General features: G+C 48.9%; 16 protein-coding genes. All 16 read right to left on the bottom strand.

Features of this window, described 5'->3' with window-relative positions:
• Positions 1-134 precede the first annotated feature (134 nt).
• Entirely contained in the window at positions 135-710 is a 576-nt protein-coding gene (gene rpoE / locus Q0785_RS01705; protein WP_298824355.1) for a DNA-directed RNA polymerase subunit delta, read from the bottom strand.
• Positions 711-1,273: 563 nt separating this feature from the next.
• Positions 1,274-1,510, bottom strand: a complete 237-nt coding sequence (locus Q0785_RS01700; RefSeq protein WP_298824353.1) for a hypothetical protein — start codon at positions 1,508-1,510, stop codon at positions 1,274-1,276.
• 361 nt (positions 1,511-1,871) lie between these two features.
• Positions 1,872-5,123 carry a fused isobutyryl-CoA mutase/GTPase IcmF gene (gene icmF / locus Q0785_RS01695; protein WP_298824352.1) on the bottom strand — a complete coding sequence of 1,084 codons (3,252 nt, stop codon included), beginning with the start codon at positions 5,121-5,123 and terminating at the stop codon, positions 1,872-1,874.
• A gap of 5 nt (positions 5,124-5,128) precedes the next feature.
• Positions 5,129-5,770: a TetR/AcrR family transcriptional regulator gene (locus tag Q0785_RS01690; protein ID WP_298824349.1), complete on the bottom strand. Its 642-nt coding sequence runs from the start codon at positions 5,768-5,770 to the stop codon at positions 5,129-5,131.
• Positions 5,771-5,785: 15 nt separating this feature from the next.
• Positions 5,786-6,925, bottom strand: coding sequence for an acyl-CoA dehydrogenase (locus Q0785_RS01685; RefSeq protein WP_298824346.1), 1,140 nt, complete (start codon positions 6,923-6,925; stop codon positions 5,786-5,788).
• Between the two features lie 19 nt (positions 6,926-6,944).
• Positions 6,945-8,081: an acyl-CoA dehydrogenase gene (locus Q0785_RS01680; protein WP_298824343.1), complete on the bottom strand. Its 1,137-nt coding sequence runs from the start codon at positions 8,079-8,081 to the stop codon at positions 6,945-6,947.
• Between the two features lie 18 nt (positions 8,082-8,099).
• Positions 8,100-8,951, bottom strand: coding sequence for a 3-hydroxybutyryl-CoA dehydrogenase (locus Q0785_RS01675; protein ID WP_298824340.1), 852 nt, complete (start codon positions 8,949-8,951; stop codon positions 8,100-8,102).
• Between the two features lie 2 nt (positions 8,952-8,953).
• Positions 8,954-10,147, bottom strand: coding sequence for an acetyl-CoA C-acetyltransferase (locus Q0785_RS01670; protein ID WP_298824337.1), 1,194 nt, complete (start codon positions 10,145-10,147; stop codon positions 8,954-8,956).
• Between the two features lie 337 nt (positions 10,148-10,484).
• Positions 10,485-12,620, bottom strand: a complete 2,136-nt coding sequence (locus Q0785_RS01665) for a (Fe-S)-binding protein (protein ID WP_298824334.1) — start codon at positions 12,618-12,620, stop codon at positions 10,485-10,487.
• 269 nt (positions 12,621-12,889) lie between these two features.
• Positions 12,890-13,567 (bottom strand): alpha-ribazole-5-phosphate synthase, encoded by a 678-nt coding sequence (locus Q0785_RS01660; RefSeq protein WP_298824331.1) that lies wholly within the window; start codon positions 13,565-13,567, stop codon positions 12,890-12,892.
• Positions 13,557-14,039, bottom strand: a complete 483-nt coding sequence (locus tag Q0785_RS01655) for an ECF transporter S component (RefSeq protein WP_298824328.1) — start codon at positions 14,037-14,039, stop codon at positions 13,557-13,559. Before Q0785_RS01655 ends, Q0785_RS01660 begins: the two co-directional genes overlap by 11 nt.
• A 1-nt stretch (position 14,040) precedes the next feature.
• A complete protein-coding gene (locus Q0785_RS01650; RefSeq protein WP_298824325.1) occupies positions 14,041-14,631 on the bottom strand; it encodes a cob(I)yrinic acid a,c-diamide adenosyltransferase in 591 nt (196 codons plus the stop codon).
• Positions 14,603-15,034: a bifunctional adenosylcobinamide kinase/adenosylcobinamide-phosphate guanylyltransferase gene (locus Q0785_RS01645; RefSeq protein ID WP_298824322.1), complete on the bottom strand. Its 432-nt coding sequence runs from the start codon at positions 15,032-15,034 to the stop codon at positions 14,603-14,605. The genes Q0785_RS01650 and Q0785_RS01645 overlap by 29 nt, the downstream gene beginning before the upstream one ends.
• The gene (locus Q0785_RS01640) at positions 14,986-15,570 is read right to left on the bottom strand and encodes a histidine phosphatase family protein (protein WP_298824320.1); all 585 of its coding nucleotides are present in this window, start codon (positions 15,568-15,570) and stop codon (positions 14,986-14,988) included. The genes Q0785_RS01645 and Q0785_RS01640 overlap by 49 nt, the downstream gene beginning before the upstream one ends.
• The gene (gene cobS, locus Q0785_RS01635; RefSeq protein WP_298824317.1) at positions 15,543-16,313 is read right to left on the bottom strand and encodes an adenosylcobinamide-GDP ribazoletransferase; all 771 of its coding nucleotides are present in this window, start codon (positions 16,311-16,313) and stop codon (positions 15,543-15,545) included. The genes Q0785_RS01640 and cobS overlap by 28 nt, the downstream gene beginning before the upstream one ends.
• The gene (locus Q0785_RS01630) at positions 16,310-17,767 is read right to left on the bottom strand and encodes a cobyric acid synthase (RefSeq protein ID WP_298824314.1); all 1,458 of its coding nucleotides are present in this window, start codon (positions 17,765-17,767) and stop codon (positions 16,310-16,312) included. The genes cobS and Q0785_RS01630 overlap by 4 nt, the downstream gene beginning before the upstream one ends.
• Positions 17,768-17,771 lie beyond the last annotated feature (4 nt).

Genomic DNA, 17,771 nt, shown 5'->3' with positions numbered 1-17,771 from the left:
AAATAAAAAGCGCTCCACCTGCTGCATATGCAGGGGGAGCGCGTAAACTGTACGAATCATCTCTCCTATTTTAAGGAGCCCAGTAAAATCTTATCCAGTCTAGCCTCATAAGTCAAGGTGAAAAAATGTTCAGATTACTTCAAGTCATCTTCTTCATCGTCGTCTTCGTCGTCGTCGTCTTCATCATCGATGATGTTGCCATCGAGGTCTTCAACCAGAACGTCGACGTCTTCTTCGTCGTCGTCATCCGCATCGAAATCCAGGACTTCCACTTCAACCGGTGATTTAACCACTTCATCCTCGTCGTCATCGTCATCGTCGTCTTCACCGAAGTCCTCAAACTCCAATTCATCTTCCAATGCCAATTCGTCCAAATCGTCAAAGCCTTCGTCGTCAGCCACTTTGGCTTTCTTCTTGCGTGCTTTAACGGTCGGCGCCGACTCTTCTTCAATCTGTTCAACCGGATACCATTCGCGAAGGCCCCAGCGGTTTTCGCCCAAGATCAAAAAGCGGCCGTCAATATTCAGGTCAGTATAGAACTGAACAAGACGATCTTTCATTTCTTCTTTAGACAAGTTCAGCAATTTTTCGATTTCCGCAACCAATTCTGCGTAAGTTCTTGTTTCATGTGTTTCTTCCAGCATTGCATATGTCAAGTCAACGAATGACTCTTCTATCAGTTCTTCTTTAGATAATTCACGAATTTTCATTCCGTGCACGTCCCTTCTTCTTTCGTAACTTAATTCATTATATACAAACTACCTAGTCTCCGCTACCGTGTTTTCTTTTTTCTCGGATCTATTTGTCTCCATCCGAAATAAAACAAATAGAGCGCCAGAATCATAAACGGAATCGATCCCAAAGCTTTATTGTACAGGAAGAAAATCAGTATGACACAGATTGTGATGATTATGTAGTGGATAGCTTTGCGCATAGGATCCATCCTTCTTGGTTTCTGCGGTGCGTATTCTTCTATTATACAGAAAAAGAGCAGGGATATCGACTTGGCGGAACTAGTAGAGGAATGTTATGGATTATCTTTTTGGGAATATTTTCTTTTTTAAATCAGGTTCTGGATTTAACTTCTTTTTATCATACTTCCTTTTCTGTACTTCTGCTGAGCGTGCGTATTTTTTCTTGAACGTGCATATTTTTTTCTGAACGTGCGTATTCTCTTTTGAACGTGCACATTTTTTTCTGAGCGCGCATATTTCCTGCTGAGCGTGCATAACCTACTTTAAATCAATGAAAATCCAGTGTCTCAGCCTGCAAGTTAGATCTCTCTTTTCTTTTTCTTCTCAAAAAAGGTGCAAAGCCCGTCTTTTGACGGGTTTTCGCCTTTTTTCATACTTTCATCCATCTGGCTCTTAGGTCTTAACTCAGCCAAACGACCGCAAATCTGTTTGAACGCCCATAAATCCCCGTGAGCGACCACAATTCTGTTTGAACGCCCACAAATTAAATCCAGCTCGCTTTTCCGCCAAAAAAAGTAAGCGGAATCCGTCTTCAAATGGATTCCGCTTACTTTTATCGTGTTTTATTCAGTTTTTTTATCCAAACCTTGATTTCGTGGGCAGAGGCCCACAGGATTTGGGTCAGCTAACCGTTGCGCCAGGAAGCGTAGTACTATGTTGGCCTGTTTAAAGCCCTACTGCTCCTGCAGCACTTTGTGCTTCGTCGCAAAGAACACCACTTCGCCGGTCTGCCTTATGCCTTTCAGAGCTAAACAGGCACTTTCACTTTTCCTTGTCCAGCTCCTCCGCCCAGCCCCTCGGGGTCTTAAGTCAACTCGGCTGTGCGGCTGAAAACATGCCGCTTCGCCAAGTCGTCTTAAGCCTATCGGAGCAAAACGGCTGCTTCCGCTTTTCCAACTACATATTCCGTCTATACTGCCCGCCGACTTCGTATAAGGCCGTTGTGATTTGGCCGAGGCTTGCGACTTTTACGGTTTCCATCAATTCTTCGAAGATGTTGCCGCCGGTCTTGGCTGCCTGCTTGAGGCGCTCCAAAGCTTCGGTTGAGTCATTGCGTTCCTGGAAAGCGCGCAGGTTGTTGATTTGCGTTTCTTTTTCTTCCACTGTGGCGCGGGCGATTTCCATCGCATTGATGTCGTCGTCCGATTGTGGATTCGGGTTCAGGTAGGTGTTGACGCCGATGATCGGCAATTCGCCTGTGTGTTTCTTCATTTCGTAATGCATGGACTCTTCCTGGATTTTGCCGCGTTGGTATTGTGTTTCCATCGCGCCCAGGACGCCTCCGCGGTCGTTGATGCGGTCAAACTCGGTCAGCACCGCTTCTTCCACCAATTGCGTCATTTCTTCGATGATGAAGGCACCTTGCAGCGGGTTCTCATTTTTTGACAAGCCGTGCTCTTTGGTGATGATCATCTGGATCGCCATCGCCCGGCGGACTGATTCTTCCGTCGGCGTCGTAATCGCTTCATCATAGGCATTGGTGTGCAGCGAGTTGCAGTTGTCCTGCAGCGCCATCAAGGCCTGCAATGTCGTGCGGATATCGTTGAAGTCGATTTCCTGCGCGTGAAGGCTGCGTCCTGATGTCTGGACATGGTATTTCAGTTTCTGGCTGCGTTCATTTGCGCCATATTTATCGCGCATGACGACTGCCCAGATGCGGCGTGCTACACGTCCGATGACGGTATATTCCGGATCCAGTCCGTTCGAGAAGAAGAACGACAGGTTCGGCGCAAAGTCATCGATGTTCATGCCTCGGCTCAAGTAATATTCCACGTACGTGAACCCGTTGGACAGCGTGAACGCCAATTGTGAAATCGGGTTCGCGCCGGCTTCGGCAATGTGGTAGCCCGAAATCGATACAGAGTAATAGTTGCGGACTTTGTGGTCGATAAAGTATTGCTGGATATCGCCCATCATGCGAAGCGCGAATTCGGTCGAGAAGATGCAGGTATTCTGTCCTTGGTCTTCTTTCAGAATATCGGCCTGTACGGTTCCGCGTACGACTTGCAGCGTGCTTTCACGGACTTCCGTGAATTCTTCGACCGTCAATGTGCGGCCCAGTTTTTCTTCATTCAACTTGACCTGCTGATCGATGGCTGTGTTCATGAACATCGCCAAAATGATCGGCGCCGGTCCGTTGATCGTCATGGAGACGGACGTCGATGGCGCACACAGGTCGAATCCTGCGTACAGTTTCTTCATATCATCGAGCGTACAGATCGACACACCCGACTCGCCGACTTTCCCATAAATATCCGGGCGGTGGTCCGGGTCTTCGCCGTAAAGCGTCACCGAGTCAAATGCTGTCGACAAACGTTTTGCATCATCATCTTTCGATAAATAATGGAAGCGGCGATTGGTGCGTTCGGGTGTTCCTTCGCCAGCAAACTGGCGCTTTGGATCTTCTCCGGCACGTTTGAACGGGAATACTCCAGCTGTATAAGGGAATGAACCCGGAACGTTCTCCGCATAAACCCATGACAGGATTTCGCCGTAATCGACGAACTTCGGCAATACGACGCGTGGCACTTTGATGCCTGACAGGCTTTCTGTGCGTAAGATTGTACGGATTTCCTTGTCGCGGACCGATGTGACGAATTCGTCGCCGGCATACATTTCTTTCAATGCATCCCAGTTGGCGAGAATGCGTTTGGATTCAGCAGTCAGTTCATCACGCACGCCGTCAGCCAGCGATTCGAGTGAAGCGACCAATGCATCATCCGGCGCTTTTTCTTTTACCGCTTCGATGGCGCCTTCCAATTGGAACAGGCGGCGCGCAAAGGCGGATTGTTCTTTGGCTTTTGCGTGATAGCCGCGGACCGTATCCGTCAGTTCGCGCAAATAATAACGGCGATCATTTGGAATGATCAGGTTCTCTTTCTGGGTTTTGACGAATTTATCGTAATCCGTTTCCCAGTCGGTTCCACATTTTTCATTGACCGTAGCCACTAATGCAGCAAACAGGGAATTGGTCCCTTTATCATTGAATTGGCTGGCGATCGTACCGTAGACTGGCATTTCGTCCAGGTCTTTTTCCCACAGAAGATGGCTGCGCTGATACTGCTTCTGCACTTGGCGAAGCGCATCCTGCGAACCGCTGCGTTCGAATTTATTGATGACAATCAAATCCGCATAATCGATCATATCGATTTTCTCAAGCTGTGAAGGCGCACCGAATTCGCTGGTCATGACGTACATGGAAATATCCGAGAAATTAGCGATTTCCGCATCTCCCTGGCCAATTCCGCTCGTTTCAACGATGATCAAATCAAAGTCGGCCGCTTTCACGACATCCAATACGTCGCCGATGGCACCAGACAACTCAGAGCGTGAACCACGTGTCGCCAAACTTCTCATAAAAACCCGTTTGTTAAAGATGGCGTTCATGCGGATCCGGTCACCAAGAAGTGCACCGCCCGTTTTTTGCTTGGTCGGGTCAATTGAAAGAATCGCGATTTTCTTATCCGGCAGTTCAGACAAGAATCGGCGAATCAATTCATCCGTCAATGAACTTTTACCGGCTCCACCTGTTCCTGTGATGCCAAGGACCGGTGTATTTTTTGTCTGTTCCCGAACCGCTCTCAACAGATCGTCGGTATCGGTATCGCGCGTGTGGGCTTCTTCCGCTGCTGTGATGACGTGGGCCAACACAACCGGCTCGTCGGCTGACAGGTTTTCAACCTTCACATCCGGTTTCGCTGTCGAGAAATCACATTCTTCCACAATTTCCGTAATCATGCCCTGCAGCCCTTTTTTGCGGCCGTCTTCCGGCGAAAAAATACCGGCAATGCCGTATTCTTCAAGCTCTTTTATTTCACGCGGCAAAATAACGCCTCCGCCTCCGCCGTAAATGCGGATCTGCGAAGCGCCTTTTTCCTGAAGCAAGTCGTGCATATACTTGAAGTATTCCATATGGCCGCCCTGATAGGACGATATGCAGATTCCCTGGACATCTTCCTGAATCGCTGCATTGACCACTTCTTCAACCGACCGGTTATGGCCCAAGTGGATTACTTCTGCACCGCTTGACTGCAGAATCCGGCGCATGATGTTGATGGACGCGTCATGGCCGTCAAACAGGCTGGAAGCTGTGACAAAGCGGATATGGTTTTTCGGTTGATAAGTCTTCGTTTCTTCAATTGTAGCCATTATGATCAAGCCCCCTGTATTGAGATGTTTTCCCCTGCCATCCCCTGCAAAAGAAATTTGGTTTGCATGCTGATAAATTCCTGGATGGTGAAATCGTTTAACGCCCACCGTCTGAAAGCCCACATCTGTCCCTGAACAAATAAATGATGGGAAGCCATGACCACTTCTTTCGGACTCATCTCGATTTCCCCGTTGTCGACGCATTGCATCAACAGGCGCTCGAAAATCGCCACCATTTCAAGTTCTTTATTCAACACATAGTTTAATGCGTCTTTCGGCAAGGATTTGGATTCCTGGTACATGACCACGAATTCATCCTGCATATCGTCGATCAATGTGTAATAATGCTCGATCGCCGTAACCAATACGCTGATGGAGCCTTGTTCGATATCGAGCCGGTCCAGGCGCGTGTGCACTTCGTCGTAGATGGAATCACAGACGAGATACAGCACATCTTCTTTGGTCCGGATATATTCGTATAACGTACCGATACTGAAACCGGCTGCTTTTGCAATTTCCCGCGTCGTCGTCCGGTGAAAGCCTTTTTCTTTAAAAAGCGTGACAGCCCCGCGGATCATTTGTTCGCGGCGCTTTTCAATCAGGCTTTCGTCTTTCACGGAGGACTCAATTTCACGCTTTTTGTTCATAAGGCAACCCTCCGCTTATTTCGTGACCATCCGGGAAATAACCAGACGCTGGACTTCTTGCGTGCCTTCGTAGATTTGCGTAATTTTCGCGTCGCGCATAAAGCGTTCGACCGGATAATCCTTCGTGTAGCCATAGCCGCCAAATACTTGAACCGCTTCGACTGTCACTTTCATTGCTGTATCGCCGGCCATCAATTTCGCCATCGCCGACTCTTTGCTGTAGGATAATTTATTTGATTCCAACCAAGCTGCCTGGTAAGTCAACAGACGGGAAGCTTCGATCGAAGTCGCCATATCCGCCAATTTGAATGAAACCCCTTGATTGACTAAAATCGGCTTGCCGAATTGCTCACGCTCTTTGGCATAATCAATCGATGCATCAAGCGCGCCTTGTGCGATTCCGACAGCCTGAGCTGCGATGCCGTTGCGTCCGCCGTCAAGTGTCTGCATTGCGATCTTGAAGCCTTGGCCAAGCTCGCCCAAAACGTTTTCTTTCGGTACACGGCAGTTGTCGAAAATGATTTCTGTTGTCGGGCTTGAACGGATGCCGAGCTTGCGTTCTTTTTTGCCGACCGAGAAGCCTTCAAAGTCTTTTTCAACGATGAATGCTGTCGTGCCTTTATGCTTCGATTCTGGATCCGTTACCGCGAATACGATATAGATGTCCGCAATCCCGCCATTGGTGATGAAGATTTTCGAGCCGTTCAGCACATAATGGTCGCCATCTTCTTTTGCAGAAGTGCGCATCGCGCCTGCGTCTGATCCTGAAGCGGGTTCTGTTAAGCCGTAAGCACCAATTTTTGTGCCTTCAGCCATCGGACGAAGGTATTTTTGCTTTTGCTCTTCTGTTCCGAATGTGTAAACCGGCCATCCGGCAAGTGAAGTATGCGCAGATAATGTAACACCTGTTGATGCGCAAACGCGTGACAATTCTTCAACTGCGATGCAATACGCCAAATAATCCGATCCGATTCCGCCGTATTCTTCCGGCCATGGAATTCCTGTAAGGCCCAGTTCAGCCATTTTGTCAAAAATTTCACGGTCAAAGCGTTCTTCTTCGTCGCGTTCTTCCGCTGTTGGCGCCACTTCTTTGTTAGCGAAATCTCTTACCATTTTGCGGATCATTTCATGTTCTTCAGACAGTTGAAAATTCATTTTCCATTCCTCCAATTAATTACTTGATTAGTTGTTTACTAATGACGATGCGTTGAATCTCGCTTGTGCCTTCGTAAATTTCCGTCACTTTTGCGTCGCGGAACAGGCGCTCGACTGGATAATCTTTCGTGTAGCCGTAGCCACCGAAAACCTGGATGGCTTCAATCGTCACATCCATTGCGGCTTTCGACGCGAAAAGTTTCGCCATGGAAGCCTGTTTATTGCAATCTTTGCCTTTGGAATAGAGGTCAGCTGCGTTGTAGACCAGCAGTTTCGCTGCTTCCACCTGCGTCGCCATGTCTGCCAGTTTAAAGCCGACGCCTTGTTGCTGTGCAATCGGTTTTCCGAATTGCTCACGCTCTTTGGCATAGGCGACTGCATACTCGTATGCCGCTTCGGCGATGCCGAGCGCTTGTGCCGCGATGCCGATCCGTCCCACATTCAAATTCGCCATTGCGATGCTGAATCCTTTATTTTCTTCGCCCAACAGGTTTTCAACCGGTATCCGCATGTTTTCAAAAGTCAATTGGACCGTCTTCGAACCATGGAGACCCATTTTCTTTTCGTTTTTGCCGATGATCAAGCCCGGCGTATCCTTTTCAACGATGAAAGCCGAAATTCCGCGTGAACCTGCGGAAGGTTTTGTAGACGCGAATACGATATACGTATCGGCCTCCCCGCCATTGGTGATAAAGACTTTCGAGCCGTTCAACACATAATCATCGCCGTCCAGCACAGCTTTTGTCTTAAGGCTGGCTGCATCCGATCCTGCCGAAGGTTCTGTCAGGCAAAAAGCGCCAAGATATTCCCCGCTCGCCAGTTTTGGTACGTATTTTTCGATTTGCTGCTGTGATCCGAAATTAAGGATTGGGTTGGTGCCGACAGACGTGTGGACTGATAAGATAACCCCAACCACACCGCTCGCTTTTGATAGTTCATGGATAGCTGTGATATAAGAAGTAAAATCCATTTCCGAGCCGCCGTATTTTTCCGGTGCCGTTATGCCCATCAATCCAAGCTCGCCCATCTTCTTCAGAATAGCTGTTGGAAATTCGCCGTTCTCCATGTTCTCGATAAACGGTGTAATCTCCTCTTTCGCGAAATCTCGCACCATGTTGCGCATCATAAGTTGTTCATCTGTAAAGTGCAAATCCATTGCGGTTCCCCCTAATAATTAAGTGTATTCATAGAAACCGCGTCCGGTTTTCTTGCCCAGCCAGCCTGCTTTGACGTATTGGCGCAATAACGGGCTTGGGCGGTATTTGCTGTCGCCGAATCCTTCATGCAGTACTTCCATAATGTACAGGCAGGTATCCAATCCGATAAAATCAGCCAATTGCAGCGGCCCCATCGGATGGTTCATGCCGAGTTTCATGATGTCATCGATCGCTTCTTTGGTCGCAACACCTTCTTGAAGCGTGAAAATCGCTTCATTGATCATCGGCATCAGGATGCGATTAGCGACAAATCCCGGAAAGTCGTTCACTTCCACAGGTGTTTTCGACAATTGAACCGTCATTTCTTCTACTTTTTTGTAGACTTCATCGGAAGTTGCCAAGCCTCGGATAATTTCAACCAATTTCATCACCGGTACCGGATTCATAAAATGCATGCCAATGACCTGCTCTGGGCGATTAGTGACTGCCGCAATCTCTGTGATTGGAAGTGACGACGTGTTCGTTGCCAGGATTGCGTGCTTCGGCGCCACTTCGTCCAGTGTTTTAAAGATGCTGTGCTTGATGGCCATGTTTTCGACAGCCGCTTCGATGACGATATCGACATCATGTGCATCCTTCAGATCAAGCGATGGGGTGATGCGGCCGAGAACGGCTGTTTTTTCATCTTCTGTCATGCGGCCTTTTTCAACATTACGGGACAGGTTTTTGGTGATGGTCCCGATTCCACGCTCGTATGCTTCCTGCTTCATATCATTCAATTTCACATTCAATCCTGCTTGCGCGCAAACCTGCGCGATGCCGGAACCCATTTGTCCGGCGCCAATGACCATTACATTTTGAATCGACATGCTTATTTTGCCTCCTTAGGAACTTCAATCATGATCGCGTCGCCTTGACCGCCGCCTGAACAGATGGCTGCAATGCCGATGCCGCCTCCGCGGCGTTTCAACTCGTAGGCTAATGTCAGGATGATGCGTGCACCGCTTGCCCCGATCGGATGACCGAGTGCAACTGATCCACCATTGACATTGACTTTTTCAGCGTCCAAACCAGCGATTTTCGAACTCGCCAGCGCAACAGCCGCGAATGCCTCGTTGATCTCAAACAGATCGATATCATCCAGCGATTTACCGGTTTTCTTCAGTAATTCATTGATGACGATACCAGGTGTTTCCGGGAAACGGTGCGGCTCGATCGCCACTTCGGTGTGGGACAAAATATGCGCCAAGACGTTTTTCCCTTCATTCTGTGCACGTTCTTCACTCATCAATACAAGTGCCACCGCCCCATCATTGATGCCGGGCGCGTTCCCTGCAGTGATTGTTCCGTCTTTGCCGAATGCCGGCTTCAGTTTCGCCAATGCATCGATGGTAGAATTGGCGCGTGGTGCTTCATCTACATCAACTGTAATCGGATCCCCTTTGCGCTGCGGAATGTCGATGGCGACGATTTCTTCAGAAAACAGATCCTTCGCTTTGATGGCGCGTTCATGTGAACGGGCGGACCACTCATCCTGCGCTTCACGCGTCAGGTTGAAATCTTCTGCAGTCGAGTTCCCGTAAGTCCCCATATGGACTTTGTCCGGATGGAATGAGCAGGATAAACCGTCATGGACCATGCCATCAACGACCTGAGCATCCCCCATGCGAAGGCCCCAACGCGCTTTCGGAAGATAATAAGGTGCATTGGACATGGACTCCATGCCGCCTGCAACGATGACTTCTTCGTCACCCAAACGGATGATTTGGTCTGCCAATGTGATGCTGCGCATACCAGATGCACACACTTTATTGATCGTTTCAGATTTAACGTTGTAAGGAATACCAGCTTTTTTTGCTGCCTGGCGTGAAGGGATCTGCCCTTGCCCGGCTTGCAGTACGTTGCCCATGATGACTTCCTGGACATCTTCCGGCTGGATATCTGAACGGCTCATTGCCGCTTTGATCGCTTCTGCCCCGAGTTCACTTGCCGTCAATGTGCTCAAGTTTCCTCCGAATTTCCCGAATGCTGTGCGTGCCCCATCGATGATGACTGTTTTTGCCATGATTATTTTCCTCCCCTTTTGTTTTCGTGTAAACGGTTTCAACTGTGGTAAAAAAATATAATTGGAAACTTTTAATCGGCTTGTCCCACTCAGACATTTAACTATTCTAGAATCAGAAATAGTTAAAAACATTGCTCCTGCATCGCTTCGCTAGCTTCATCACAAATTTTATAAGTTGAATTTCATTCAGTTCATAAAATTGACTGAACGCTCGCTCGGTTTAATTCCAAAAGAAAAGGGAGCATTCACTCCCTTCCTTTTTTTAGCTTATGCTGTTATTCTACTCAATTTTCTGTCATTAAGCAATTATTAATTATTGAAGCGTTCTTGTGGATGTTTACTGGACAATCGCTTCCGGTTCCGGTGTTTCGTTTCCGAGAACGGCCATTTCCAACAGCTCAGCCACATCGTATGTGCCAACCTCGTCTTCTACTTCTTTGGCTTTCGTTCCATCTGACAGCATCGTCAGGCAGTATGGACAGCCGGAGGAAATCATCGTCGGGCTGACTTCAAGTGCCTGTTCAGTTCGGGCCACGTTGACGCGATGGCCTGCGTCTTCTTCCATCCACATCATTCCGCCGCCGGCTCCACAACACATGCCGTCTTGTCGGTTACGGACCATTTCAACCAATTCCACGCCTTCGATCGCTTTCAATATCTCACGCGGTGCGTCATAGACATCGTTGTAGCGGCCGAGGTAACAGGAATCGTGGAACGTGATTCGTTCGTTCACCGGGAATTGCGGTTTCAAACGGCCATCCTGGACCAGTTCGAACAGCATTTCGGTATGATGGTAAACTTCAGCTTTAAAGCCGAAATCCGGGTATTCGTTTTTGAAAATATTGTAAGCGTGTGGGTCAATCGTGACGATTTTCTTGACTTCCGCTTTTTCAAATTCTTTGATATTGCCTGTCGCCAGTTCCTGGAACAGGAATTCGTTTCCGAGGCGGCGCGGCGTATCTCCAGAGTTCTTTTCTTTATTGCCGAGAATCGCGAATTTCACACCGGCTTCATTCATTAGACGGGCAAATGACAAAGCGATCTTTTGTGAACGGCTGTCGAATGAACCCATCGATCCAACCCAGAAAAGGAATTCGAATTCTTCTCCGGCTTTGTTCATTTCTTTAACCGTCGGAATCGAGATATCTGGACGTGCATCTCTCCAGTTTTCTTTTTCTTTGCGGTTAAGTCCCCAAGGATTCCCCTGCTTTTCGATGTTTGTCATCGCGCGCTGAGCATCTTTGTCCATTTTCCCTTCCGTCATTACCAGGTAACGGCGAAGGTCGATGATTTTGTCGACGTGTTCGTTCATAACCGGACATTGGTCTTCACAGTTACGGCAAGTCGTACATGCCCAGATTTCTTCTTCTGTGATGACGTCTCCGATCAAGCTCGGGCTGTATAGTTCGTCGATGCTGATTCCTTCAGCACCGGCAGCCATCGCCAATTGGTTTCCTTGTGTATTGCTGAATGCCATTGCCGGCACCCATGGTTTTTTCTGTGTCATGACCGCACCTGTATTTGTCAGGTTGTCACGGAGTTTTGTAATAAGGTCCATCGGAGACAGCATTTTTCCTGTCCCGGTTGCCGGACACATATTCGTACAGCGTCCGCATTCTACGCAGGCGTAAAAATCAATCATTTGCGCCTGAGTGAAGTCGGTGATTTTTCCGACACCGAATGAAGGCATGGCATCCGGATCTTCTTCATCTTCCATTTCTTCAAAGTTGATCGGCTTCAAGCGTCCGACATGATCAACTCGGTGGAACCAGGTGTTGACCGGTCCGAAGATCAAGTGAGCGTGCTTGGATTGTGGAACATAAACCAGGAACGTCAGCAGGAACAATAGATGCGCCCACCACATAACGTAGAAAATCGTTACAGTTGCAGCTTGAGGCAACCAAGAGAAGGCAGCCGCCACAAGTGAAGCAACGGGTTCTGTCCATGCACCTTCGTGGCCGTGCCAGATCATGTTCATTCCGTTGCCGATCAGCACGGTCACCATCAGTCCACCGATAAAAATAAGGACAAGCCCCGATTTCCATCCGCGCTTCAAGCGAACCAACTTTTCGATATAGCGTCTATAGAATGCCCAGACCACTGCAACCAAAATCGTCAACGTCACGATTTCCTGGAAGAAAGTGAAGGCCGGGTATAGCGGACCAAGCGGCAAATGTGAATCCGGAGATAGGCCTTTGATGATGAAATCAATGGCGCTCGCCTGAACCAGCAGGAAACCGTAGAAGAACATGACGTGAATCGTTCCGCTCTTCTTATCTTTCATTAATTTCTTTTGTCCAAAAACATTGACCATAACTTTGCGCAATCGCTCGTTGAAATTTTCTTCAAACTCAACTTTTTTACCGAGTTTGATAAAATCATATCTCGACTTCAATAAATAAATGAAGAGATAGATGGCGTAAGCGGTTACAGCTATGAATAAAATCCAGTTGGCAATAAGCAATGGCTCCATCGTGATATCCCCCTTGTGTGTATATTCTAAAAACTCCATACCCAAAGTCTACGTGAATGATAACAACTTGTCGATACTATGTTCTATATTAAAATATGAATGAGCATTCAGTCAACAACTATTTAAAAGAGTTTTCAAATTTCATCTTTTGACTATTTGCTATCCATAAGATACCAGTTCAAGATTATAAAATCTACAGTTCTTTTGCTCCTCGAATAAATTTTCCCTCGACAAAAAAACATCATCCACTCATGGATGATGTTTCTGCTCTATTGGAATTCGATCGGAAAAAGTTGTTCTTTGAAATAATCTTGAACACGTCCTCTATTTGACGGCAGGACACCGATCAGGACGCAGGTCGCCGGCCCAGCGGAGCTGTCGACGTCAGGTACTGTGGAAAATTCCTTTGACTTGCCCATCAACAATTCAACTTCATGCGCAATGCCTTTTGATCCAACTGGCCAGACCCGTTCAATCAGCTCCGATTCAAAAGCTTTCCTGATGGTAGCGAGATTGGCGACTTGATCAGCCTTCGCCAGAACATCTTCCCCGAATAGCGGAACACCGTAGACGAGCCACTGCAGCGATTCGGCAGGCGGCTGTGTCCGGTGCTGTTTGCCGATCATCGTCACAGCGATTCCGGATTGCAGCGTCGGCATATTGGTTTCTGTGCTTCCTGAAACTGGGGGCACTGGAGTTTCTGCTTCAGCGAAAAGATCGGCGATGCCGTCCATATAGGCAGCCCATCGTTCGGCTCCGCTGAAGTTTTGCAGCAGTACGGCCTGCGGTTCGCTGCCCGCCGCCCATTGCTCAAGGAGCGCAACCCGCGCCGCAAACTTAGCCGTTATGGCATCAGGAGCGTAGACCACATCCTGCTGCTTTTCACCGATTGCAGCTGAATTATCTGAAGTGATGACAAAGCCGTCGATCAAAAGTTCATGACGCATGCAGAGACCCTCCATAGACTTTCTGCACGTAAGGCATCAGCATAGCTGCAACCCCGGCATTGATCGCAGCCGCAATCACCAGCCCCGGCACCGACGCATAGAAAAATGCCGGTGACAGGAGGAAATAGAATGGGATTGCCGCAAGCACTCCGTTTCCGATGATGAATGCTGGCCATTTCAGCCATTGGTTGCCGGACTGATGCAGCTTCGCGAACAGCCACACCACTGCCCACATTTCAAACGCAATGATCAGATGAAACGGCCCGAGCGGCATGCCCCCGAACAAAGCTGAAATCAAATGGCCGAACGCCGCAATGGTTCCGGCGAGCGGCGCTGAAAAGAACAGCACGGCCACTAGTGCCGGCATCGAATCGAGCGCGATGGACGCGATGCCGAGCGGAATCTTGATCATGCCTCCGATTGCGGATAAGCTGATGAATAGAGCCGCAAGTGCCAATTTTCTCGCCGACAACTCAATCCACCGACTTTTTGCTGCGTCCGCCATTCTTGAATACTTTGGCGCTGCGCACATATTCGTTATCCGGCACATTCGCACGCGAATTGACGACGCGCGATGCGGCGAACAGGTAGTCAGACAGACGGTTCAAATAACGCTGGACTACAGGCGGGAAATCTTCCCCTGCCCTCATCAACGTCACTGTCTGGCGTTCTGCACGGCGTGTAATGGTGCGTGCAATATGAAGCGTCGCAGCTGCAGGAGAACCTCCAGGCAAGATGAAGCGTTCCAGCAAAGGCGGTTCCTCCATCAATTCATCGATGCGTTTCTCCAGAACTTCCACCGGCTCTTCCGTCATTTTGTAATTGGGTTCCTTGCGGACATCAGCCAAATCGCCGCCGCAATCGAACAATTCATTTTGGATCGCTTCCAGATCCTTCAGCAGATCCGCATATGTCTCCGGTGCCAATTCGGTCATCGCCTTGCCGATAAACGAATTCACTTCGTCGATCGTGCCGTATGCCTCAACGCGCGGCGCATCTTTATCTGTACGCGCTCCAATCAAACTGGTTTGTCCTTTATCTCCTGTTTTCGTGTAAATCTTCATCTTTATCCGCCCCTTTAATTTTTTCTGGTATGCCGTACCAAATTCGTGTAATTTCTTCAGCTTCGGAAAATAAAAACTGATAAAGCCGTCCGATAACATCGCGCATTTCCCGCTCGATCCGTTCGGTCGGTACGATGCCCCGGTTCAGATCCGTTAAAATCCAAATTTGCTGCGCTTGGCCATGGCTAGCTGTTCTTCTCACTTGCCCGGTCAGCCGTTCTTCTGACATGCCCTGTTCAAGCTGCTGTTTCACCCACAGCTCCAAACCGGCGATGACAACGATGGTTTCAGCAGCTGCCGGTGCAGGTAACCGTCCTTCATTCCAATCGATATCCTGTTTTTTCAATTGTTCTTTCACATAGTGCCGTTTACCGTTAAAGGCTCCACCGAAAACGATGTGCATAATTCCCGCTCCTCGAATGCCCGGCGGCTTTGCCAGGTCAAAATATGACAGCCGCCGTGCAGCGCAATTTGATCTTGAAACCTTTCACCCATGGCCTGGGCAATCAGGTAGCGAATCGGGCCGCCATGGAGAACCAGCGTCACTTCGCTGTCATTCGGCAGCTTACGTATGCCCTGCTCGACCCGCTCGGCCATGTCTGCCAAACTTTCACCGCCAGGCGGCCGGATATTCCATGGTTCATCAATCCAATTTCGGTACAATTGAATCTCTTTCAGTTGTTCATAGGTTTTCATTTCCCATTCGCCGAAATGGCATTCCCGCAAATCCCGGTTTGCCAGGTAGACAGCGTTCGGGAACAGCATAGCTGCCGTCTGCCGGCACCGCTTCAAGTCACTGCCGATAACCTTTTCCAATCCCAGGTCAGGTTCTGCCTGAAATGGCAAGATCGACTCGTCAGTCCAACCGATATAGCGTTTTTGTTGATTGCCTCGCGTAGGGGCATGACGGATTAAACGAAGAACAAAAGGCTGATCCATAATAGAATCTCCACTCCTTCCACATAAGCACCAAACAAGTCACCGGTCACGCCACCGAAATTCCGCAGGCACCAGGCACGGAATAGCCAGAGCGAAACGAGCAGGAGCAGCAGCAATATAAAGGCTATTCCGAAACTCGTGCTCCAAGCTAGGAAGGCAAAACTGGCAGCCAATAAACTAACAGCTGCGAGCTTCAGTTTACTATGGTCTGCATGCTGCTGGAAGAAGGCCGCTAAACCTCCCCGCTTCGCTGATTTCGTCGAGCTGAATAGGATCAACAAACCGATTCTGGATAATATTGGAACAAATAAAACCAGCACCAGCGAAACAAGTTCTATGGATTCTGCTACGATAATGATTTTCCCGACAATCGACAGCAGCAAAACCATGGCGCCGAACGCACCAATCCGTGGGTCGCCCATGATCTCAAGTCGTTTTTCCCGGTCCTGATAAGAGAAAAAAGCATCTCCAGTATCGGCCAGTCCGTCCATATGCAATCCACCGGTCAGTACGATACTGATGACAATAACTACAAAGCCGATCAACAGCGAACTAGTGTCAGTTGCTTCCCGCAGCAGCCAGACCGCCCCTGTCAGCATGCTGCCAAAAAACAGGCCCAATAAAGGCAACATGGCATACATAGCCGTAATAGGGGCTTTTTCCATCGGCAGCTGCTTTTTCACAGGAATCACCGAGAAAAATTGAAACGCCAATAGAATTCCCGTTCCCAGAAGGCGAATCATCGGCTTCCCTCCATTATTTCTTCGACTTTCTGCCAGTCCAGATGACTCCTGACATGCTTTGCCCAGTGGTCAAAAGGATCCTCCACCTTTTCAGGCGTGGGCAATGGCAGGTTCTTCTGCTTTCGGATAGGTGCCAGAAAAGCGGTGCGGCAATGGGGATCGCGGAAAAATCCATGCAGATGCGTACCCAGCAGATGGCCGTGGAAATAACCTTCGACAGAACGTTCACAGCTTATAAGCGGATGTTCCGTCCCAGACACTTTGCCGTGATGGATCTCGTAGCCGGACACGCTGATTATTGCTTCTGCAAACTTCACTGTGCCGCTCTGTCTTTGGACTACTTTCTGTTCTTGAAAATGGACACGCATATTCGGCACCAAACCCAATCCTTCTTCACTTTCTGCAGATAAACCGTCATGGCCTTCCGGATCCGATAGGGTTTCGGCAAACATCTGATAGCCTCCGCATAATCCGACAATCCAAGTACCCTCCTTCAAGGCTTGCAGTTTGGCGCTAAGCCCCTGCTCTTTCCAATAGCGCAGATCACCAATCGTACTTTTGGTGCCCGGCAGCAAAAGGATATCCGGCTGTCCGATGTCTTCGACCGTTTCCGCCCAGCGGATCGTCACATCCGGCTCATTCAGAAAGGGTTCGATATCCGTAAAATTCGAGATATACGGATGCCGGCATACTACCAGTTCAATCGCATCTTCTACGCTGGATACCCGCTGGACCGCTTGAACACCGAGTGAATCTTCCTGTTCGATTTCATGGCTGGCCATATAGGGGATGACACCGAGCACGGGAATGCCGGTATAGGATTCCAAGAAACGGACTCCGTCATCAAAAAGTCGCGCATCCCCGCGGAATTTATTGACGATCAGCCCTTTCACCCGCTCCCGTTCGGGAATCAAGGCGAGCGTCCCGACAATCGATGCAAACACGCCGCCGCGTTCAATGTCAGCAACGAGAATCACCGGTACATCCGCACGTTTGGCAACTGTCATATTGACCAGTTCCCGGTCGTTCAAATTGACTTCGGCCGGACTGCCAGCCCCTTCGATGACTAAATGGGTAAAATCTTTTGCCAGATTGCCCAGTGCCTGATCGATTGCAGCCAGCCCTTTTTCATAAAACTGCGACCGGTAATCCATGCCGTCCATCGTTTCCAATTTTTTGCCGAATAGGACCACTTGTGATTTCATGCCGCTTTCAGGCTTTAAGAGGATCGGGTTCATGTCGGCAGTCGCCACTGTACGGGCAGCTTCCGCCTGAACACCCTGCGCGCGTCCGATTTCTTCTCCCATCACGGTCACATAGGAGTTATTCGACATGTTCTGTGATTTGAAAGGAGCCACTTTCACTCCCTCATCAGAAAGTATCCGGCAAAAAGCTGTACAGATCATGCTTTTACCGACATCTGAAGCGGTGCCTTGAATCATTATTCCGCGCATCTTT

Origin of the sequence: uncultured Planococcus sp. (assembly GCF_947501725.1) — a bacterium.
Lineage (GTDB): Bacteria > Bacillota > Bacilli > Bacillales_A > Planococcaceae > Planococcus > Planococcus donghaensis_C.
The sequence above is the reverse complement of the archived record's forward strand: the minus strand, read 5'-3'. Positions and strand labels throughout refer to the sequence as shown.